Annotated in this window: 21 protein-coding genes; 6 read left to right on the forward strand and 15 right to left on the reverse strand. The window is 62.9% G+C overall.

Annotated elements, in window-relative coordinates; translation table 11 throughout:
• Positions 1-208: 208 nt before the first annotated feature.
• Positions 209-1,504, forward strand: coding sequence for a GGDEF domain-containing protein (locus NKG95_RS03615; protein WP_353039978.1), 1,296 nt, complete (start codon positions 209-211; stop codon positions 1,502-1,504).
• Between the two features lie 28 nt (positions 1,505-1,532).
• Here NKG95_RS03615 and NKG95_RS03620 read toward each other — a convergent pair whose 3' ends face one another.
• The 4 genes from NKG95_RS03620 to NKG95_RS03635 form a co-directional block, all read right to left on the reverse strand.
• The gene (locus NKG95_RS03620; RefSeq protein WP_352860220.1) at positions 1,533-2,147 is read right to left on the reverse strand and encodes a hypothetical protein; all 615 of its coding nucleotides are present in this window, start codon (positions 2,145-2,147) and stop codon (positions 1,533-1,535) included.
• Between the two features lie 74 nt (positions 2,148-2,221).
• A complete protein-coding gene (locus NKG95_RS03625) occupies positions 2,222-3,235 on the reverse strand; it encodes a ribonuclease T2 family protein (RefSeq protein ID WP_353039979.1) in 1,014 nt (337 codons plus the stop codon).
• 119 nt (positions 3,236-3,354) lie between these two features.
• Positions 3,355-3,804, reverse strand: a complete 450-nt coding sequence (locus NKG95_RS03630; RefSeq protein WP_023720839.1) for a MarR family winged helix-turn-helix transcriptional regulator — start codon at positions 3,802-3,804, stop codon at positions 3,355-3,357.
• Positions 3,801-4,586: an alpha/beta fold hydrolase gene (locus tag NKG95_RS03635; protein ID WP_353039980.1), complete on the reverse strand. Its 786-nt coding sequence runs from the start codon at positions 4,584-4,586 to the stop codon at positions 3,801-3,803. The genes NKG95_RS03630 and NKG95_RS03635 overlap by 4 nt, the downstream gene beginning before the upstream one ends.
• A gap of 265 nt (positions 4,587-4,851) precedes the next feature.
• Between NKG95_RS03635 and NKG95_RS03640 the strand changes: the two genes are divergently transcribed.
• The 3 genes from NKG95_RS03640 to NKG95_RS03650 all read left to right on the forward strand — a co-directional run bounded on the left by NKG95_RS03640 (position 4,852) and on the right by NKG95_RS03650 (position 8,688).
• Complete coding sequence (locus NKG95_RS03640) at positions 4,852-5,787, forward strand: alpha/beta fold hydrolase (RefSeq protein ID WP_353039981.1); 936 nt, start codon at positions 4,852-4,854, stop codon at positions 5,785-5,787.
• A gap of 79 nt (positions 5,788-5,866) precedes the next feature.
• A complete protein-coding gene (locus NKG95_RS03645) occupies positions 5,867-7,042 on the forward strand; it encodes a CaiB/BaiF CoA transferase family protein (protein WP_353039982.1) in 1,176 nt (391 codons plus the stop codon).
• The gene (locus NKG95_RS03650; protein ID WP_353039983.1) at positions 7,039-8,688 is read left to right on the forward strand and encodes a thiamine pyrophosphate-binding protein; all 1,650 of its coding nucleotides are present in this window, start codon (positions 7,039-7,041) and stop codon (positions 8,686-8,688) included. The genes NKG95_RS03645 and NKG95_RS03650 overlap by 4 nt, the downstream gene beginning before the upstream one ends.
• Before the next feature lie 49 nt (positions 8,689-8,737).
• Here the strand turns inward: NKG95_RS03650 and NKG95_RS03655 are convergent, their stop codons facing one another.
• The 6 genes from NKG95_RS03655 to NKG95_RS03680 all read right to left on the reverse strand — a co-directional run bounded on the left by NKG95_RS03655 (position 8,738) and on the right by NKG95_RS03680 (position 13,669).
• Positions 8,738-9,181 (reverse strand): CHRD domain-containing protein, encoded by a 444-nt coding sequence (locus NKG95_RS03655; protein ID WP_353039984.1) that lies wholly within the window; start codon positions 9,179-9,181, stop codon positions 8,738-8,740.
• 152 nt (positions 9,182-9,333) lie between these two features.
• On the reverse strand, positions 9,334-10,305 hold the full coding sequence (locus NKG95_RS03660; protein WP_352456208.1) for an ABC transporter substrate-binding protein: 972 nt from the start codon (positions 10,303-10,305) through the stop codon (positions 9,334-9,336).
• 40 nt (positions 10,306-10,345) lie between these two features.
• Positions 10,346-11,482 (reverse strand): ABC transporter permease, encoded by a 1,137-nt coding sequence (locus NKG95_RS03665; protein ID WP_353039985.1) that lies wholly within the window; start codon positions 11,480-11,482, stop codon positions 10,346-10,348.
• Complete coding sequence (locus tag NKG95_RS03670; RefSeq protein ID WP_023720847.1) at positions 11,479-12,357, reverse strand: ABC transporter permease; 879 nt, start codon at positions 12,355-12,357, stop codon at positions 11,479-11,481. Before NKG95_RS03670 ends, NKG95_RS03665 begins: the two co-directional genes overlap by 4 nt.
• Positions 12,358-12,888: a DUF559 domain-containing protein gene (locus NKG95_RS03675; protein WP_156948160.1), complete on the reverse strand. Its 531-nt coding sequence runs from the start codon at positions 12,886-12,888 to the stop codon at positions 12,358-12,360.
• On the reverse strand, positions 12,878-13,669 hold the full coding sequence (locus NKG95_RS03680; RefSeq protein ID WP_023720849.1) for an ABC transporter ATP-binding protein: 792 nt from the start codon (positions 13,667-13,669) through the stop codon (positions 12,878-12,880). Before NKG95_RS03680 ends, NKG95_RS03675 begins: the two co-directional genes overlap by 11 nt.
• A 161-nt stretch (positions 13,670-13,830) precedes the next feature.
• On the opposite strand from NKG95_RS03680, the gene NKG95_RS03685 reads away from it, so the two are divergent.
• Positions 13,831-14,235 (forward strand): cupin domain-containing protein, encoded by a 405-nt coding sequence (locus NKG95_RS03685; protein ID WP_023720850.1) that lies wholly within the window; start codon positions 13,831-13,833, stop codon positions 14,233-14,235.
• 35 nt (positions 14,236-14,270) lie between these two features.
• Here the strand turns inward: NKG95_RS03685 and NKG95_RS03690 are convergent, their stop codons facing one another.
• From NKG95_RS03690 to aptA, 4 genes are all read right to left on the reverse strand, one after another.
• On the reverse strand, positions 14,271-14,609 hold the full coding sequence (locus NKG95_RS03690; RefSeq protein WP_352814703.1) for a hypothetical protein: 339 nt from the start codon (positions 14,607-14,609) through the stop codon (positions 14,271-14,273).
• Between the two features lie 29 nt (positions 14,610-14,638).
• On the reverse strand, positions 14,639-16,090 hold the full coding sequence (gene hydA, locus NKG95_RS03695; RefSeq protein WP_353039986.1) for a dihydropyrimidinase: 1,452 nt from the start codon (positions 16,088-16,090) through the stop codon (positions 14,639-14,641).
• Positions 16,091-16,154: 64 nt separating this feature from the next.
• Entirely contained in the window at positions 16,155-17,405 is a 1,251-nt protein-coding gene (locus NKG95_RS03700; protein ID WP_352482945.1) for a Zn-dependent hydrolase, read from the reverse strand.
• Between the two features lie 68 nt (positions 17,406-17,473).
• Entirely contained in the window at positions 17,474-18,802 is a 1,329-nt protein-coding gene (gene aptA / locus NKG95_RS03705; protein WP_352465212.1) for an omega-aminotransferase AptA, read from the reverse strand.
• Between the two features lie 243 nt (positions 18,803-19,045).
• Here aptA and NKG95_RS03710 point away from each other — a divergent pair, with 243 nt between their 5' ends.
• Positions 19,046-19,687 (forward strand): TetR family transcriptional regulator C-terminal domain-containing protein, encoded by a 642-nt coding sequence (locus NKG95_RS03710; protein ID WP_353039987.1) that lies wholly within the window; start codon positions 19,046-19,048, stop codon positions 19,685-19,687.
• 10 nt (positions 19,688-19,697) lie between these two features.
• On the opposite strand, the gene NKG95_RS03715 is transcribed toward NKG95_RS03710, so the two are convergent.
• Entirely contained in the window at positions 19,698-20,570 is an 873-nt protein-coding gene (locus NKG95_RS03715; protein WP_023720857.1) for a helix-turn-helix transcriptional regulator, read from the reverse strand.
• Positions 20,571-20,629: the final 59 nt, after the last annotated feature.

Consider the following 20,629-nt stretch of genomic DNA (forward strand, 5'->3'; position numbering starts at 1 on the left):
ATTGAATGGAAGTTGGGCGCTATGTAAGCGATGCGGCCCCGAACGGCAAACAGTTTTGGTCCCAGGCGGAATTGGTCGCACCGCGAACGCTTAGCCGCTTCATTTCGTGCCGGCGCCCGGGCGAAAGCTCCGGTTAACCATTCCGCGTCAAAACAGTGTTGGATGGGAAATCGCTGGCAGCCGCGATTTCGGGGAGAGAGATCGGGCCGTGCTGAACAGTTTCCTGCTTTTTGCCGAAGCGGTTCTCTATTTCGGCATCATGGTCACGCTTTTCCGGTTCAGAGGCCGCATCGGCCTCGGCGTCTTTGTCTGCGCCCTTGGCGTTATGCATTTCCTGGAAACCTACCTCGCCAGCGTCTTCTACGTCGCGCTGCCGTTCGGCATGGTGTCGCCGGGTTCGGCTGTGCTGTTTTCCGGCAAGCTGGTCATGCTTCTCCTGCTCTACATCAAGGAGGACGCGGCAACCGTCCGCCAGCCCATCTACGGCCTGCTGCTCGGCAATGCCCTGATGATCGGGCTCGTGCTGATCCTGCGCCTGCACGACATCGCACCGCTGCCCGACGGCAAGCTTCCGGACATCGGCTTCATCGACGAGATGGGCTGGCTGATGGTGTGGGGCACGACGCTGCTGTTCGTCGACGCCATCCTGATCATCCTGCTCTATGAAAAGCTCGGCAAATATCTGCGCAAAGCGCTTTTCACCCGCATCCTGGTCTCCGTCGCGTGCGTGCTCACCTTCGACCAGGCAGGCTTTTTCACGGCGCTGCATTTCGTCACCGGGGCGCCGGTCGCGGTGTTCTTCGGCGGCTGGTTCGCCAAGGTGGCAGCGGCCTTGGTCTACAGCACCATGCTGGTCGCCTACATCAGATGGTTCGAGGCGCGGCAGGTGCCGGCGCCGCGCGGGCTTTCCGACATTTTCGACACGCTGACCTATCGCGAGCGCTATGAGGCCCTGGTCGAGCACGTCGGTCGCGACGGCCTCACCGGCCTACTGCACAGGGGTCGCTTCGACAGCGATGGCGAGGCCTCCGTGGCAACCAGCCTACGGACCGCCAAGCCGCTCAGCCTGCTGATCATCGATGTCGACCACTTCAAATCGATCAATGACCGCTTCGGCCACGCCGAGGGCGACAAGGTGCTGAAAGCCCTGGCGATTTTGCTTGGCGAACTTGTCGGGACCGAAGATCAATTGTTCAGGATCGGCGGTGAGGAATTCGCCATCCTCTGCTGGCGTCCACAGCCGCTCGCCAGACTGCTGGGCGAAACCGTCAGGCAAGCGGTCAAGACGTCTGCGAGCACCAGCCGGTTCGACATCACCGTCAGCGCCGGCATCTCGACGGTCAGCGAGACGACCCGTTGCCTTGCCGATCTCTTTGCGCTGGCCGACCAGCGTCTCTACAAGGCCAAATCGACCGGACGCGATCGTGTTGTCGGCGAACCGGGTGGCAACGAAGCAGACGGGCGCAACACATGGACCAGGCCGGAGCGCAGCACCGGCGCGTAACGCTCACTCTGGTCTCGGATTGGCGCAATCAGGATTGTTTGCGCCGCTGCCATGCGCCGATCGCAACCGAAACCGCCATCAACCCGATCGCCAGCCATTTCATTGCCGCGATGACCGGGCCGGCATCGATGTCGTAGGCGATGAACAGAAGAATGCCCGGCACCAGCAGGCCGCAAAGCACGAGCGTGATCCGGTTGATCTGCCATGACACTTTTGCCGCAAGCATCTGGTCGCCGGGCACGGCGACAAGCGCGGCCCGCATTGCCTTCGGCGCGACCAGCGCGGTCGAGAGACGCAGCGAAATCGGCAAGCCGATGCCGATGATCAGCAAGGCGCATGCCGCCAGGAGCAGCGAAAACTTGAGCGCACTGGTTTCGGCCGGTACCGGGAACAGCAGCGTCGCCAGCGGCAGGAAGACACAGAAGATACCGAGCGAAGCGATGGCGATGAAGATCGCCGCGTTGACCAGCGTGAACAATTGGTAGGTGCCGCCGCCGATCGGTTTGGCCAGCGTGGTCATGCGCGCCCACTCCACTTCGGTGTAGGAAAAGCCCGGCCACTCCATATGGCCGTCCCGGATCCCCGTCATGCCCCTGGCCCAGAACGCCAGCCGCGCCAGCGCCCCGTTCGTCATGCCACTCATCACCACCCCCTACGAATGTGTGCCCTCAAGACCATACCACCCCCGGCGCAAGGCGACAGTCGCGTTCGGCCCGTTTACTGGAACCCGACGGCGTCGACGGTACCCTTCGGGCAGCCGGCCTTGGCTGTCGGTGCCGAGGCAAGCAGCAGGGCACCGAGCGAGGAGTTCGAGGCGACCGGCCCCGTCAAGCCGAGCGTCAGCTCGCCGATCAGCCGCCTGCCGCTCGAGGGATCGACCACGCAGGATACGCGGACCCGGTCGCCCGCGCCTTTGCCGAAGGCGCTGTCGAAGGTGCTGCGGATCTGATCGGATGTCAGCTGCTTGCCGATGTTGTTGGCGAAGAGATCGCGTACCGGCGACGCGTTCACCGCGCGCATCAGGTTCAAAGCGTCGGAGAAATACTCCTGCTGGCTCTTGCCGTAGCAGGTGCCGTGCTTGATCCATTCATGCCTTTCGAGGGCGGATGCGGTGCCCGGCATCACCTGGTCGAGTTCCGACCGCGTATTCGGGTCAAGCGTGACCGGCGGCAAATCCCGCCAGTGCGCCGGATCGTCGTTCGTCTTGTCGCTTGCCGCGACCTGGCAATAGAAATTTCCATTCGGTTGCGGCCACAACCCATGCAAGGTGAAGTGGGTCGCATCGAAACCGGCGGCGGTCTGCGCCCGGCATTCGGCCTTGCTGGATTTGGTCTCGCAGAAAGCCGGCTGCCAGCTCAGCGCGAAGACATATTCCGGCTTTCCGGACGCCGATGGCTTGTTCGGCTCGGCAGGCGCCGGTGCAGCCGGCATCGTCGACGCGCTGCCGCCCGAAACGTGACCGCAGCCGATCTTGACCCAGCGGCGCTCCGGATCGGCGCCCGGCACCCGAATGAGATAGTGCGTTGGTGCGTCCTTGTTGCCGGCCAGCAGATCATAGCTCTGGCCAGCCGCGGTCGAGATGTTGCCGGGGTTCTTGCCGCTCTTGATCGCCTGCGTTGCCGGACAGGCGGCATCGGCGACGAAAGAGCCGGTCATCTTCACATCGGCCCACGCCGCGCTTGCGCCAGCAAACGCAAGAAACACCGCCCCCCATATCGCCCAAATCCGCATCCCGGCACTCCTCGTGATTCACGCCGCAAGCTAGAAACTTGCGACATGTCAGAATTACGATTTCTTTCGTCGGCCGTAAAACAATCGCCAGCGCATTGAGACGGTTCCCGTGTGGTCGATCAGGCTCCGCCCGCCTCCACCCGTTCTGTCAAGGTGCGCAGCAGATCAAGCGAGGCTTTTAGCGCGTCGGCGTCCATACCCTCCGAAACGCGGTTCGCCCAAACATGCTGGCGTGTGCCGATATTCTTGACCGCTGCCCGGCCGGCATCGGTTATCGACAACAGCTTGGCGCGGCGATGCGCTGGGTTGTCGGCATAGGCGGCAAGCCCCTCCGCAGCCAGTATGTCGGCCAGCCGCTGTACGCTCTGACGGGCGAGACCCATGTCGCGGGCGACGTCGGCCACGGATTTCGGCTCCTTCAAAACCGCACCCAAAACCTGCCAGCGCGCTGCCGTCAGCCCGGTTGGAGCGGCCAGCCGGTCGGCCGCATCCAGAAAACTGCCGTTCATCCTGAACACGGCAAGCACGAGTTCCGTGAACACATTTGCCGCTTCGGTCCTGGTCGTCATTTCTGGCCGGCCTCGATGGTCGCGACGAAATTATTAACGGCTTCGGCTACGACCTCGGGCTTGTCAAGCATCACCCAATGGCCGCTGCCCGCCACGATCTGGCGCGGAATGTCCGTGCGCAGCCGGTAGAGCGCGGCTGGAGTGTCACTGGCCTCGGTAGCCAATACGAACATAGGCCCGCGATACGCATTGAGTGCCGGCTCCGGGTTCCATTCGGCCAGTGCCTTGCCGACACCTGCCCTCGCCGCCGGATCGACCACTGCCACATCGGCCAGAACACGCTGGCGAACAGCCGCGTTAGGGCCGGCAATCGACGTGTAATAGGCGTTCAGGACATCGCGGCCTTGCGGACCGGCCAGATCGCGGACAAAGCCGTCGCGAATCGCCTGCGGCAGCGCACGAGGATTGGTCGCCGGGTCGACGAGCAAGACACCTGCGACCCGGTCGGCATGGCTGGCGGCATAAGCGAGCGCCACACCACCGCCGCCGCTGTGCGCGACAATGAGAAACCGCTTCAGGCCAAACGCGTCGGCCACGGCACCGACATCCATTGCACGGCCGTCATAGCCATAGTCACCGTCCTGCGCCGGCGCGGAGGCGCCATGGCCGCGAAAATCGAAGGCTACCGCCTCGCGGCCTTCGACGGAGAGCTGCATCACCCGGTCCCAGTGGGAAGGGCGGCTGCAATCTCCATGCAGGAACAGGATCGGCAGGCCATTGCCGGCGTTGATCCTATAAGTGGCAAGCTGGCCTTGCGGGCCTGGAACGGTGGACGTCATCATGGGTCATCTCCCTGGTTTCCTGACTGAACGCAGCAATCCCTGGCAACAGGGTGGCCGTCGTGAAGGCGAAGCCCGCCAGCAAGATTGCACGCCGCGAAATGGCCCCGGTGGTTTTCATAGTCATACCCCCAATCTGCTGGCCAATTGACAGTATGCTGTCATGTAATCATATTGACAGCATACTGTCAACTAGCGTCGAATGGGTACCCTACGTCTCTTGACGTCGATCGCTGCGTCGCCCAACAGTCGCCGACGGGAGCGAGACATGCCATTTGACAAGCAGAGGATGCTGGCATCGCCGACCGGCGCCGAGCTCAACCTTTATGTGAAACACGCCACAGGCCAGCCGCGCGCCATTGTCCAGATCAATCACGGGTTGGCCGAGCACGCGGCGCGCTATGCCCGCTTCGCCGATTTCCTCGGCGCGCGCGGCTACCAGGTCTACGCGCACGACCACCGTGGCCACGGCGTCACCAAGGCGCCCGACGCGCCACCTGGCAGGTTCGCCGATGCGGATGGAGGTGCCAAGGTCATCGCCGATGTCGCTGCCGTCCATGATCTGATCGCCAGGGAACAGCCCGGCCTGCCGGTCATCGCCTTCGGTCACTCCTTGGGCGCGTCGGTCGCTCTGAACTTTGTCCTCCGCAACTCGGCGCGCATCCATGCCGCCGCGATCTGGAACGGCAATTTCTCTGCCGGACTGCTCGGCCAAATCGCGCTGGGCATGCTTGCCTGGGAAAAGTTCCGGCTTGGCTCAGACGTGCCGTCGCGCATGCTGCCCCGGCTGACGTTCCGGGCTTGGGGCAAGGCAGTGCCCGATCGCCGGACGCCCTTCGACTGGCTGTCGCGCGATGCCGCCGAAGTCGAGAAATACATCGCCGACCCGCTCTGCGGCTGGGACGCATCGGTGTCGATGTGGCAGGACATCGTCAAGATGACGCTGCATTGCGGCCGCGACCGCAATTTTTCCGGCGTGCGGCGCGACCTGTTCGTCAATCTGGTCGGAGGCGAGCAGGATCCGGCCTCGGACGGCGGCAAGGCGGTCAGCCATCTTGCCGTCCGGATGCACATGATGGGTTTTTCGAATCTCGTTTCAAAGGTTTACGCCGAAACCCGCCACGAAAGCCTGAACGAGATCAACCGAGACATCATAATGGAGGATTTTGCCGCCTGGGCCGACCGCGTGCTGAGGGTGCCGTAACGGTTGGCCCATCGCAAGGGCCGTGACAGCGGCGCGCGGGGTTGATAGAGGCTGCGCTTTCGACCAACCATGGTGATCCATGACTGAGCCTCCGCTCAAAGGCATCCGCGTCATCGAACTCGCACGCATCCTTGCCGGGCCATGGGCCGGGCAGCTGCTTGCTGACCTCGGCGCCGACGTGATCAAGGTCGAGAGCCCGGACGGCGGCGACGACACCCGCAAATGGGGACCGCCCTTCGTCATCGGCCATGATGGCGAGAACCTTTCGGCCGCTTATTACCATTCCTGCAACCGCGGCAAGCACTCCATCGCCATCGACTTCTCGACGCCCGAGGGCGCAGAGACGGTGCGCCGGCTGGTCGCGACCTCGGACGTGCTGATCGAAAACTTCAAGGTCGGCGGACTTAAGAAATACGGCCTCGACTATGACAGCCTGAGGAAAATCAACCCACGGCTGATCTATTGCTCGATCACCGGTTTTGGCCAGTCGGGACCGTATGCGCCGCGCGCCGGTTATGATTTCATCATCCAGGGCATGGCCGGCATGATGTCGATCACCGGCGAAGCCGGCCGCGAACCGCAGAAGGCGGGCGTGGCTATTTCAGATGTCTTCACCGGGCTTTATTCGGTCGTTGCCATCCAGGCGGCACTTCGCCACGCCGAGAAGACCGGCGAAGGCCAGCATATCGACATGGCGCTCTACGACACCCAGATCTCAACGCTCGGCAACCAGAACCTCAACTATCTCGTCTCCGGACAATCGCCGGTGCAGATGGGCAATGCGCATATGAACATCGCGCCCTACGAGGTGGTGCCGGTGAAAGATGGCCACATCATCCTGGCGGTCGGCAATGACGGCCAATTCGCAAAGTTTTGCGCTGCCGTCGGCCTCGATGAGCTGGCTTCGAACCCTGACTTCGCCACCAATCCCGCCCGCGTCGCCAACCGGGCAAAGCTGCGCGAGCACATGGTCGAGGCGCTGAAGGTCTTCGATCGCGACCCGCTGCTGGCCAGGCTGGAGACAGCCGGCGTGCCGGCCAGCCCGATCAACAATATCGGCCAGATGTTTGCCGACCCGCAGACCATCGCGCGCGGCATGCGGCTCGACCTCGATGACGGCCATGGCAATCTCTTGCCCTCGGTGCGCGCGCCGATGGTCATGTCCGGCACGCCGCTGGTCTATGAACGGCCGTCGCCGCGTCTCGGCGAACACACCGAAGAAATCCTTGCCGAACTGGAGAGGTCAGGAAAATGAAGACCGGCGGACAACTCATCGTCGATGCGCTCGAAGCCAACGGAACGGACCGTATCTATTGCGTGCCCGGCGAATCCTATCTGGCGGTGCTCGACGCGCTGCATGATTCGCCAATCCGCACCATCGTCTGCCGCCAGGAGGGCGGTGCCGCAATGATGGCCGACTGTCATGGCCGCCTGACCGGCAAGCCAGGCATCTGCTTCGTCACCCGCGGCCCAGGCGCCACCAATGCCTCGGCCGGCATCCACATCGCCATGCAGGATTCAGTCCCCCTCATCCTGTTCATCGGCCAGGTCGCCAGCCACGCCAAGGGGCGCGAGGCCTTCCAGGAGGTCGACTACGTCAGGTTCTTCGGCGACATCGCCAAATGGGTGGTCGAGATCGACGACGCCGCGCGCATCCCCGAATTCGTCACACGCGCTTTTGCGGTGGCGACGTCCGGCCGGCCCGGCCCGGTCGTCATTTCGCTGCCCGAGGACATGCTGACCAGCCTCGCCGAGGCGCCGGAAGCCGGGCATTACACCCCTGTCGAGACGCGGCCCGGCGAAGTCGAGCTCGACGCGCTGGAAGAGTTGCTCAACAACGCAAAGCGGCCATTCGTCATCCTGGGCGGTACGCGCTGGGATGCGCAGGCCGTTGCACAGATGCGGACGATAGCCGAAGCCTGGTCGCTGCCGGTCGGCTGCTCCTTCCGCCGCCAGATGCTGTTCGACCATCTCCACCCGAACTATGCCGGCGATGTCGGCATCGGCATCAATCCCAAAGTGGCAACCGCCATCAAGCAGGCCGACCTTGTGCTGCTGATCGGCGGCCGCATGGGCGAGATGCCGTCATCCGACTACACGCTGCTGAAGAGCCCCTACCCCGACCAGACGCTGGTCCATATCCATGCCGACGCCGGCGAGCTCGGCCGCGTCTACCGGCCGGCGCTGGCGATCAATACCTCGCCTGCCGCTTTCGTCGAAGCCTTTGCCAAACGCAAGCCGGCCGCAACGCCGGTGTGGGCGGCGGAGGCAGCGAAGCTGCACACCGCCTATCTCGACTGGTCGACGCCTCCGGAGAGCGGCCCCGGCGCCGTGCAGATGGGGCCGATCATGAATTATCTCGAAACGATGCTGCCGGACGACGCCATCCTCACCAATGGCGCCGGCAACTACGCCACCTGGGTGCATCGCTACCATCGCTTCCGGCGTTTCGGCACGCAGGCAGCACCCACATCCGGCTCGATGGGCTACGGCACGCCGGCGGCGGTCGCCGCCAAACAGCTTTTCCCCGACCGCGACGTGATCGCCTTCGCCGGCGACGGCTGTTTCCTGATGAACGGGCAGGAATTCGCCACCGCCGTACAATACGGATTGCCGATCATCGTCATCGTAGTCAACAACGGCATTTATGGCACCATCCGCATGCATCAGGAGCGCGAATATCCCGGCCGTGTCGTCGCCACCGATCTGAAAAACCCCGACTTTGCTGCTTTGGCCCGTGCCTATGGCGGCCATGGCGAGACGGTGGAAAAGACCGCCGACTTCGCGGCGGCCTTCGAGCGCGCGCGTGCTAGCGGCAAGCCGTCGATCGTCGAGATCAGGCTCGACCCCGAAGCGATTACGCCGACGCGGACAATGACCCAGATACGGGAAAAGTCATGATCCGGTAGAAGGGCGGTCGCCCGCCCCTCTATCGGCAGAATGACCGGCGCTACATCGCCTTCTCGATTTGACCCCGGATCTCACCGTCCGCGTGGGCCGCGGTGTGGATGTTGACATAGTATTTGCCCGCCTCCAGGTCGGTGACCTGGGCATCGGTCAATGTCGCCGAACCCTTGATCGGGCTCTTCAGCTTGCCTTCGAACGGCACCACCGGGTCGGCGTTTTCACCCTTTGCCGCCGGGCCGTGAATGTGTGCGGCCTTCGCCGGCCCGCTGAGGCCGGAATATCTAACCGTCCAGCTGAGTTTCTTGGTAGCGGTGTTGAACCTGAGCGTGGCGGTGCCCTTGCCCTTCGTGGTGACGGGCGGGTTCTGCTGAGCACCATCGAGCGTCGCCGTCATCTTTACGGTTTCGGCCAGGGCCGGTGACACCGAGAAGAGGGCTGCAGAAATGGCCAGCGCCGAAAGCATCGGCGTGAAGGACTGGATGCGCATGGAAACCTCCGTTGTGACACCCTTGAGACGGATGCACCGGCACAACGATTTTGCGAGCGGATGTTTCCGCCGGTAACGTTCATTTTACATCCACTAAAAAGGGGCGGTCGCCCGCCCCTTTTTCGTCTTCCAGCAGAGCCTGCTTGATAGCTCTATTTGATGGCCTTGTCGGTGATCGCCGTCGTGTAGGCGCCGGTAGGCTCCTTGCTGATGATCTTCTGGTCGAGCAGCGCCTTGGCGGTGCGCTCGTAGGTCGCCGGATCGAGCTTGCCATCGGCATTGTCGATCAGCTTGGCGACTTCGCCCATCATGCGCTTCTGGTGGTTCTCGTCCTGGCCGCCATTGTCCATGACGATGCCGGCCGCCTCGTCGGAATTGTCGACGGCGTATTTCCAACCCTTCATCGAAGCGCGCACGAAACGCACCATCTTGTCCTCGAAGGCCGGATCCTTGAGCTTGTCCTCCAATGCATAGAGCCCGTCTTCGAGCAGATCGTTGCCCATGGCGGAATAGTTGAAGACGGTCAGCTCTTCCGGCTTGTAGCCGGCGTCGATGAGCTGCCAGTATTCGTTATAGGTCATGACCGAAATGCAATCCGCCTGCTTCTGGATCAGCGGCTGCACGTCAAAGCTCTGCTTGAGCACGGTGACGCCGTCCGGCCCGCCGTCGGTCTTGAGGCCAAGCTTGTTCATCCAGGCATAGAACGGATACTCATTGCCGAAGAACCAGACGCCGAGCGTATGGCCCTTGAAGTCGGCTTCTGTCTTGATCGGACCGTCCTTCGGGCAGACCAGCTCCATGCCGGCCTTCTTGAACGGCTGGGCGATGTTGACCAGCGGCACGCCCTTTTCGCGCGCAGCCAGCGCACCGCCCATCCAGTCGACGATGACGTCGGCGCCGCCGCCGGCAATGACCTGCTCCGGTGCAATATCCGGACCGCCGGGCTTGATGTCGACGTCGAGGCCCTCGGCTTCATAGAAGCCCTTGGCCTTGGCGACATAATAGCCGGCGAACTGTGCCTGCGTGACCCATTTCAGCTGCAGCGTCACCTTATCCGCGGCCATCGCCTGGAAGGCGGCAAGCGACATCGCGCCGGCCAGCATCGAAACAACAAGTCTTTTCATGTTTTTACCCTCTGAAGTTAGCGCCCTAAACCCACCGCCCCTATCCACCACGGACAGAGGGATGCCAAAACGTAATTGCTCTCTCGAAAAGAGCGACCACGCCATAAAAGACCGAACCCGCAAGTGCTGCAACTGCGATTTCGGCCCACACCATGTCGATGTTCATCCGCCCGACTTCCGTCGAAATGCGGAATCCCATGCCGACCACCGGCGTGCCGAAGAACTCGGCGACGATGGCGCCGATCAGCGCCAGCGTCGAATTGATCTTCAACGCATTGAAGATGAACGGTGCCGCCGCCGGCAGCCGCAGCTTGAACAGCGTCTGCCAGTAGCGCGAGGCATAGGTGCGCATCAGGTCGCGCTCCATATGGCCGGAGGCGGTAAGCCCGGCGACGGTGTTCACCAGCATCGGGAAGAAGGTCATGATTATGACCACGGCTGCCTTGGATTGCCAGTCGAAGCCGAACCACATGACCATGATCGGCGCGACGCCGATGATCGGCAGCGCCGACACCATATTGCCGATCGGCAAAAGCCCGCGCCGCAGGAACGGCACACGGTCGGCGGCGATGGCAACGAGGAAGCCGGCGCTGCTGCCCACGACATAGCCGAAGATCACCGCCTTGAAGATGGTCTGCCTGACATCGGCCCCCAGCACCGGCAGCGAGCCGACGATGCGTGCACCGATGGCGCTTGGCGGCGGCAACAGGATGAAGGGAATGCCGGCGCCACGCGTCACCGCCTCCCAGATGATCAGGATCCAAGCGCCGAAGATGGCTGGAATGATCAGGCGCAAGGCGGTTGACGCCCAGCGCGACGTCGGGCGAACCGACGACAAGACCGTTACGCAGCGCCAGGCCAAAAACCACGCCGCGACGAGCAGCAGATAGAAGGAGCCACGAGCGCTGCCCTCATTGCCGGTTATGCCGGCGAGCAACATCCACGCCGCGCCGTGCGCGCCAAGGAACAGCAACACCACCCCGATCATCGGTGGAAAGTTGTCGGCCTCGATTGCCATGAGCAGCAAAATGAAAATCAAAACCGTAGTCGCCATGCCGTAACCGGGCGTAGCACTGACGAGCGGCCAAAGAAGCAGCGCGCCGACAAGAAGGATAAGCGCGGCATATCCTTGCCAGGATCGGGGGGTGATTGAGGAAAGGCTCAGGAGCGAGCTCATGCCGGCCTCCCGCCCATGGCGCGGTCGACAAGGCGCCCAGCAATGCCGACCAGCATAACCAGCAAGGCCGCCACCACCGAGCCGGCGACCAGCGCCGACCAGATGTCGATCGTCTGGCTGTAGTAGGCGCCGGCGAGCAATTTGGCGCCGATGCCGGCGACGGCGCCGGTCGGCAGCTCGCCGACAATGGCGCCGACCAGGCTGGCGGCGACAGCCACCTTCATCGAGGTGAACAGGAACGGCACCGAGGCCGGCACCCGCAATTTCCAGAAGGTCTGCGAGGGACTGGCATTATAGGTATGCATCAGGTCGAGATGGGTGAGCTCGGGCGAGCGAAGCCCCTTCACCATGCCAACCGCCACCGGGAAGAACGACAGATAGGTCGAGATCAGCGCTTTCGGGATCAGCCCGGTGATGCCGACCGCCGCCAGCACGACAATGATCATCGGCGCCACCGCCAGGATCGGAATGGTCTGCGAGGCGATGATCCACGGCATCATGCTGCGGTCGAGCGTCGTCACATGCACGATGCCGACGGCGATGACGATGCCGAGCGCCGTGCCGAAGGCAAAGCCGAGCAGCGTCGACGACAGCGTCACCCAGGCATTGTAGACAAGGCTGCGGTTCGAGGTGATGCTGCGCAAAAAGGTGTTTTCGAAAAAATTCACCGCCACCTGGTGTGGCGCCGGTAGCGTCGGCTTCGGTTGTGCCAGCGTCTTGCCGATGAATTCCACAATGCCCGGTGTCAGATTGGCGCGGCGGTCGAGATCGCGCTGGAACGGCGCGTTGAGGACAACGGCCATGACGTACCAGACGACGACCACGCCCAGGAGGATCGAGGTCACGGGAACGATCTTGTCGCGAAACGAGTCCATCTAGCGATCCTCGGGCGCTTGGCGCCCTCCTCTCCCCAACGGGGAGAGGGTGGCCGGAGCGAAGCGGAGGCCGGGTGAGGGGGTAGAAATCTTTCCGTCGAGGCAAGCCAATATCGTATCAAGGACCGCTCGACGTTCGGCCAGAACTTCATGGTTCCAGAACCGAAGAACGGAATAGCCATAGCCATTCAGCCAAGCAGTTCTCGCCGTATCGGTTGGAGAATCCGCATGCTGACTGCCGTCGACTTCAACAATCAGACCCTTCTCGCGACAAACGAAGTCCGCGATGAAAAGGCCAAGCGGCACCTGCCTCACAAATTTGTAGCCGTTGAGATGACGTCCTCTCAGTTCCCCCCAAAGCCGGTACTCAGCCTCGGTCTCGTCAAACCGGAGCTTTCGGGCACGAGCGGTTGCCCCAACATTTCTTTTAGTTGGATCTGTCGGCGCCGCCCCCTCACCCGACCTCCGCTTCGCTCCGGCCACCCTCTCCCCGTCGGGGAGAGGAGGACCCTCATCCCGCTCAATCATCATAGCTGTGCCCTGCCCTCAGCCCGTCGCGCACCCGTGCCGCGATGGCCAGGAACTCCGGCGTCTCGCGGATATCGAGCGGCCGCTTCTTCGGCAGCGTCGATTCTATGACATCGCTGACACGCCCCGGGCGCGGCGACATGACGATGATGCGCGTCGACAGATAGACCGCCTCGGGGATCGAATGGGTGACGAAGCAGATGGTCTTGTTGGTCCGCTCCCAAAGCTCCAGCAGTTGTTCGTTGAGGTGGTCGCGCACGATCTCGTCCAGCGCGCCGAACGGTTCGTCCATCAACAAAAGGTCGGCATCGAAGGCGAGCGCCCGTGCGATCGAGGCGCGCTGCTGCATGCCGCCCGAAAGCTGCCAGGGGTATTTCTTCTCGAAGCCGCTGAGGTTGACGAGGTCGAGGGTTCGCTTGATGCGCGCCGCCTGCTCCGCCCTGGACAGGCCCATGATCTCCAGCGGCAGCGCCACATTGCGCTCGATCGTGCGCCACGGATAAAGTGCGGCCGCCTGGAAGACATAGCCATAGGCGCGGCGCTGGCGCGCCTGCTCGGGCGTCATGCCGTTGACGGAAATGGCTCCCGATGTCGGCTTCTCCAGATCGGCGATGACGCGCAGCAAGGTCGTCTTGCCGCAGCCGGAGGGCCCGATGAAGGACACGAATTCGCCCTTGCCGATGGTCAGGTCGACATTCGACAGCGCCTGCACCGGACCGTCATTGGTCTGGAAGGTCAGGCCAAGCTTGCTTGCCGAAACAACGGCTGGCGATGCTCCCGTCATCGGCCGTAGCCTGTCGCTTCCGGCCACTGCGCCACCGGCCGGAATCCGATTGATTTTACCCCGATGTTGCTTTCCACTCGCCCAGTCCTACTCGCGCCAGTTCTACGCGCCCCAGTTCTACGTGCCCTTGTCCCATCAGATAGACGCCCGGAGTTGCCCCGATGTCGCCCAAACCGACGTGCCATCTTATCCGCCCTGAAAGCTCTTATGAAGGCAAGCAGGGCCTGAGCTATTTCGCCGGTATCGCCGCCGAAACAGTCGGCTCCTCCGGTATCTGCATGCATCTGCTGACCATGCCTCCGGGCGCCCGCGCCAAGGCGCATATGCACGAAAACCATGAAACCGCGATCTATGTGCTCTCCGGCGAAGTCCATACCTGGTATGGCGACCGGCTCGAACAGCATATCGTGGTCAAGGCCGGCGATCTTTTCTATATTCCCCCCGGTGTGCCGCATCTGCCGGCCAATCTGAGCGACAGCCCCGCCTCGGCGGTTATTGCCCGCACCGATCCCAACGAACAGGAAAGCGTCGTCCTGCTGCCGGAACTGGACGGGTTGGTCGCCTGAGGACTGGGTCGAGGCGGCGGCCGTCATCGGCACCGTCACGAACATGATTTCAGCGGCCCTATCTCCTCAAGGCCGGGAATGGTCACGAAGAAACCGTCCCCTCCTTTGTTGATGACCTTGACGACATCTGTGGTCGTCCCCTCCTCGCCCTCGGCGAAACAGGTGGAGCTCAACAACTGGGTGCCAGGCGTCGTCGTCAATGGCTGTGCGAACTCGCAGCCGCTGCCATAGGTTTCGACGCCCTCGGCGGTCAGCACGACATAATCGTCGCGGTCCTGATAACCGAGCCGTACACCAGCGCAACCGACCTCATTGCCAAAGGAGCCGGCAAGGACGTCCGCCGCCGGCCCGGCGGCAAGGATCACCGCGGCCATTGAGATGATCGCTCCGTGGCTCGCCAAGCTCAAACGCCCGTCGCCGGGATGCCTGTACGCTCCACCTTGCGCGGCGCGGAAATTTCCTTCCAGGTCGACAGTGCCCGGTTGACCGCCGCGTTCGGCTCGCGAGCGACGAACTCGCCATGGCCGGGCTTTGCCTTAACCTCGTTTTCCTCGATCGACAGTTCGCCGCGCGAGAAGACGTAGCGTGGCAGGCCGGTCACCTCGAAACCTTCGAAGACGTTGTAGTCGATGACCGACTGCTGCTTCTTGGCCGTGATTTTCTTCTTGCGCTTCGGGTCCCAGACAAGGATGTCGGCGTCCGCGCCTTCGACGATGGCGCCCTTCTTCGGGTACATGTTGAGGATCTTGGCGATGTTGGTCGAGGTCACCGCGACGAACTCGTTCATCGTCAGCCGGCCGGTGTTGACGCCGGTCGTCCACAGCACCGGCAAACGATCCTCGAGCCCGCCCGTGCCATTCGGGATCTTCGTGAAGTCGCCGACGCCGTTGCGCTTCTGCTTGGTGGTGAAGGCACAATGGTCGGTCGCCACCACTTGCAGTGACCCAGCCTGCAGGCCGGCCCACAGCGAATCCTGATGCCATTTGTTGCGGAAGGGCGGGCTCATAACGCGCCGCGCCGCATGGTCCCAGTCCTTGTTGAAATATTCGCTCTCGTCCAGCGTCAGGTGCTGGACCAGCGGCTCGCCGAATACCCGCATGCCTTTCTGGCGCGCCCGGCGGATGGCCTCGTGGGCCTGCTCGCAGGAGACATGCACGACATAGAGCGGCACGCCGGCCATGTCGGCGATCATGATGGCACGATTGGTCGCCTCGCCTTCGACTTCCGGCGGGCGCGAATAGGCGTGTCCCTCCGGACCACTATTGCCCGCCGCCAGCAGCTTCTGCGACAGTGCCGCTACCACGTCGCCATTCTCGGCATGGACCAGCGGCAGCGCGCCGAGATCGGCGCAGCGCTGGAACGACGAATATAGCTCGTCGTCATCGACCATCAGCGCGCCCTTGTAAGCCATGAAATGCTTGAACGAGGTGATGCCCCTGTCGACGACGGTGGCCATCTCGTCGAACACCTGCTTGCCCCACCAGGTGATCGCCATGTGGAAGGAATAGTCGCAGGACGCCTTCGAAGTCTTGTTGTCCCACATCTGCAGGGCCTCGAGCAGCGATTGCCGCGGCGCCGGCAGGCAGAAGTCGACGACCATCGTCGTCCCGCCGGCAAGGGCGGCGCGGGTGCCACTCTCGAAATCGTCGGCCGAATAGGTACCCATGAACGGCATTTCGAGATGGGTATGCGGGTCGATGCCGCCCGGCATCACATAACAGCCGGTGGCGTCGAACTCATGGTCGCCATGCAGATCCGGCCCGATGCCGACGATCTTGCCGTGCCTGAACAGCACATCGGCCTTCCATGTCCGGTCCGCGGTGACGATGGTGCCATTCTTGATGACTTTGGACATTTTCTTGTTCCCTTGTTCTTTTCGCGCTTCTTGCGAGCGGCGTTGCGAGGTGGCAGCTATCCCATCATTCGACAATCACTGCCGTATCGACCACCGCGTGGAACAGCACATCGGCGCCGGCCGTTGCCCATTCCTTGGTGATCTCCTCGGCCTCGTTGTGGCTGAGCCCGTCGACGCAGGGACACATCACCATCGCCGTCGGTGCGACGCGGTTGATCCAGCAGGCGTCGTGGCCGGCGCCGGAGACGATGTTGCGATGCGTATATCCCAGGCGCTCCGCCGCATCCCGCACAGCCTTGACGCAGCCCGCGTCGAAGGTGACCGGATCGAAATGACCGACCTGATCGATTTGATATTTGATGTCGAGCGCCTCGCAGATCGTGTCGATGCCTTCGCGGATGCGGCCGTCCATGGCGTCCAGCACCTCCTTTTCCGGCGAGCGGATGTCGATGGTGAAGACGGTGCGTCCGGCGATGATGTTGCGCGAGTTCGGATAGACCTCCATATGGCCGACCGCGCCGACGGCGTCCGGCTGGTAGTCCATGGCGATCTCGTGCACCAATTCGATCACCCGCGCCATGCCGAGCCCGGCATTGCGCCGCTTCGGCATCGGCGTAGAGCCGGTATGCGCCTCCCTGCCGGTCAGCGTCACCTGCAGCCATTTCAGTCCCTGGCCATGGGTGACGACGCCAATGTCGATGCCCTCGTCCTCGAGGATCGGGCCCTGCTCGATATGCAATTCGAAGAAGGCGTGGATCTTGCGCTCGCCGACCTTTTCGGTGCCCTTCCAGCCGATCCGTTCGAGCTCCTCGCCGAATTTCTTGCCGTCCTTGTCGACATGCGAATAGATTTCGGCCTGATCGAGCACGCCGGCGAATACCCCGGACGCCATCATCGCCGGCGCAAAGCGCGCGCCTTCCTCGTTGGTCCAGTTGGTGACGACGATCGGGTGCTTGGTCTTGATGCCGAGATCGTCGAGCGAGCGCACAACCTCCAGGCCGCCGAGCACGCCGAGCACGCCGTCGTACTTGCCGCCGGTCGGCTGCGTATCGAGATGGCTGCCGACATACACCGGCGGCAGGCTGGGGTCGGTGCCTTCGCGACGGGCAAACATCGTACCCATCTCGTCGACGCCCATTTCGAGCCCCGCCTCATCGCACCAGCGCTTGAACAGGTGCCGCCCTTCGCCATCCTCGTTGGTAACGGTCTGGCGATTATTGCCGCCGGCAATGCCGGGGCCGATCTTCGCCATCTCCATTATCGAATCCCACAAACGGTCTGAATTGATTCGCAGATTCTCGCCGGGGGCGGCCATTCAAGTTCCTCTCATTTACTCACATTAGGACGACGGTTCCCGTCGTCGCCCTACATGTTGGGGAGCATCTAGTCCACCGCCCTCAGCACTTCGCGCACATGGTCGATCAATTCGTTGATCTGGCCCTTGGTGATGATGAGCGGTGGCGACAGAGCGATGATGTCGCCGGTGGTGCGGATCAGCGCACCGCGCTCGAACGCCTTGACGAAAGCCGAGAAGGCGCGCTTCGTCGGCTGGCCTGCGATCGGCGCCAGCTCGATCGCGCCGATCAGGCCGATGTTGCGGATGTCGATGACGTTCGGTTCGCCCTTCAGCGAGTGCAGCGCGTCCTCCCAGTACGGCGCCAATTCCTCGCCGCGCGTCAGCAGCCCCTCTTCCTTGTAGGTGTCGAGTGTGCCCAGCGCCGCCGCGCAGGCGATCGGATTGCCCGAATAGGTGTAGCCGTGGAAGAACTCAATCATATGCTCGGGCCCGGTCATGAAGGCGTCGTGGATTTCCTTCTTGACGAACACCGCGCCCATCGGGATGACGCCATTGGAGACGCCCTTGGCCGTCGTCATGATATCCGGGGTGACACCGAAATAGTCGGCGGCAAACGGCGTGCCGAGGCGGCCAAAACCGGTGATGACCTCGTCGAAGATCAGCAAGATGCCGTGCTTGGTGCAGATCTCGCGCAGCTTCTGCAGATAGCCCTTCGGCGGCAGGATGACGCCGGTGGAACCGGCAACCGGTTCGACGATGACTGCGGCGATGGTCGACGCGTCGTGCAGGGCGACGATGCGTTCCAGCTCGTTGGCCAGTTCCGCGCCATGCTCGGGCACGCCTTTCGTGAAGGAGTTCTTTTCCGGCAAATGCGTGTGTGGCATGTGATCTACGCCGCCGAGCAGCGTGCCAAACATCTTGCGGTTGGTGACGATGCCGCCGACCGAGATGCCGCCGAAATTGACGCCGTGATAGCCGCGCTCGCGGCCGATCAGCCGGGTGCGCGAGCCCTCGCCTTTTACGCGGTGATAGGCGATCGCCATCTTCAGCGCCGTCTCGACTGATTCCGAGCCGGAATTGGTGAAGAACACATGGTCCATGCCCTTCGGGGCGATGTCGACCAGGCGATTGGCCAGCTCGAACACGATCGGGTGGCCCATCTGGAAGGCCGGCGCATAGTCGAGCTCTGCCGCTTGGCTCTGGATCGCCTCGGTGATCTTCGGGCGGCAGTGGCCGGCATTGACGCACCACAGGCCGGCGGTGCCGTCGAGAACCTTGCGCCCGTCGCTGGTCGTGTAATGCATGTCCTTGGCCGACACCATCATGCGCGGCGCCTGCTTGAACTGCCGGTTTGCCGTGAACGGCATCCAGAATGCGCTGAGATCGTTCGGCGTGACTTTCAGCCGGTTGGACATGACCAAGACTTCCCCTTGTAACCTGTTTCGGTGCGGCTAACGCTTGGTCTTTCCAACACTTGGTCTTTGCTGCGTTTTCGTGCTACGCAAATTTTTGACCGGTTGGACAAACGTTAGCACCGCCTTATCAGCGGTCAAGGGATTACTAGCGGAAATGCGGCTTTCGAAGTGCGCTCCACAGGGCGGGGAAAAACTGGTCCAGAGAATTGGTCCAGACGCTCCTCACAGCGAAGGTTGTTCGAGGTGACGGGGGCGGTCGAAAGCTCCGCTCCACGCCGCACCCGCATCCAGCTGGAAAAGCGCGAGCTCATTCTGGAGGCGGCGCTCGAAGTCTTCTCCACCAACGGTTTTCGCGGTTCGACCATCGACCAGATCGCCGAAGCCGCCGGCATGTCGAAGCCGAACCTGCTCTATTATTTCCGCCGCAAGGAGGACATCCACGAGACGCTGATGCAACGGCTTCTCGACACCTGGCTGGCGCCGCTGCGCGAACTCGACGACATTGGCGATCCGCTGACCGAACTGCGCAACTACATCGGGCGCAAGCTCGAAATGGCGCGCGATTTCCCGCGCGAGAGCCGGCTATTCGCTAATGAGATCCTGCAGGGCGCGCCGCGCATCATGCCGATGCTGGAAGGTGAGTTGAAGACGCTGGTCGACGAGAAAGCCAACGTCATCAAGGGCTGGATGCGCGCCGGCAAGATTGCCCGCACCGACCCCTGGCACCTGATCTTCTCGATCTGGGCGACGACGCAGCATTATGCCGATTTCGACGTCCAGGTCCGCGCCGTGCTCGGCCCCGACCGCGGCGGCGACGGCCGCTTCGAGGATGCCGCAAGGTTTCTCGAGCAACTGTTCATCGACGGGCTGAAGCCGAAAGACTAGCCTTGATGGTTCACGCGCTGCGCCGCGCGGCCGGCAGCGCATCGAGCAGCTTCTGCAGCTTGGCGATCGAGTTCTGCTCGGCGAGCGGCGTGTAGACGATCAGCTTCATGTCCGAGCCGTCGTCGATCGACAGGCTCATATGTTCGAACGCCATGGCGCCCGCTATCGGATGCCTGACATGCTTCACACCCGATAGGTTGCGGGCCACATCGCGCAGCGGCCACCAGGCGCGGAACTCCGGGCTTGAACGCGTCATCAGCGCAATCAACCGCTCGAAATCCGGATCGCCGACATACTTCGCGCTTTCCGCCCGGAATGACGCCAGCACGGCGCGCGCCAGTTCCTCCCAGTCGACGAGCAGGCGCCGATGCTGCGGGCTGGTGAAAACCATATGGACGATGTTGCGGGCATCGCCCTCCAGCAGGCCATAATCGCCGAACACGGCTGCCGCCGCCGGGTTCCAGGCCAGCACATCCCAGCGCCGCCCGACGACATAGGCCGGCTGCAGGACCAGGCTCTGCAGCATGTGCAGCAAGGGGCCGTCGATCTTTTCCGGCGCGTCGACGCGACGCTCCGGCTGCGGCCGGCCGGCGAGAATAAACAGATGCCGTTGCTCAGCCGCGTCCAGGCGCAGCGCCTGGCTGAGTGCGGTCAGCACTTCCACCGACGGCCGAACGTCGCGGCCCTGCTCCAGCCAGGTGTACCAGGTCGTGCCGACGCCGGCGATCATCGCCACCTCCTCGCGCCGCAGCCCGGGCGTGCGCCGGCGTAAGCCGGTCGAGATGCCGGTGGCCGAAGGCGTCAGCCTTTCGCGCCGCGAACGCAGGAAGGCGCCGAGCTCGCGGCGGCGGCTGTCTTCGGCGGAATGCGCGGTGGAATCCATGGCCACTATTATAGCAGTATCGATACCAGGATAAAGTTTGAACTGTTTGGCAAGTGGCT

The organism is Mesorhizobium sp. M1423, from assembly GCF_040317575.1.
Classification (GTDB): domain Bacteria; phylum Pseudomonadota; class Alphaproteobacteria; order Rhizobiales; family Rhizobiaceae; genus Mesorhizobium.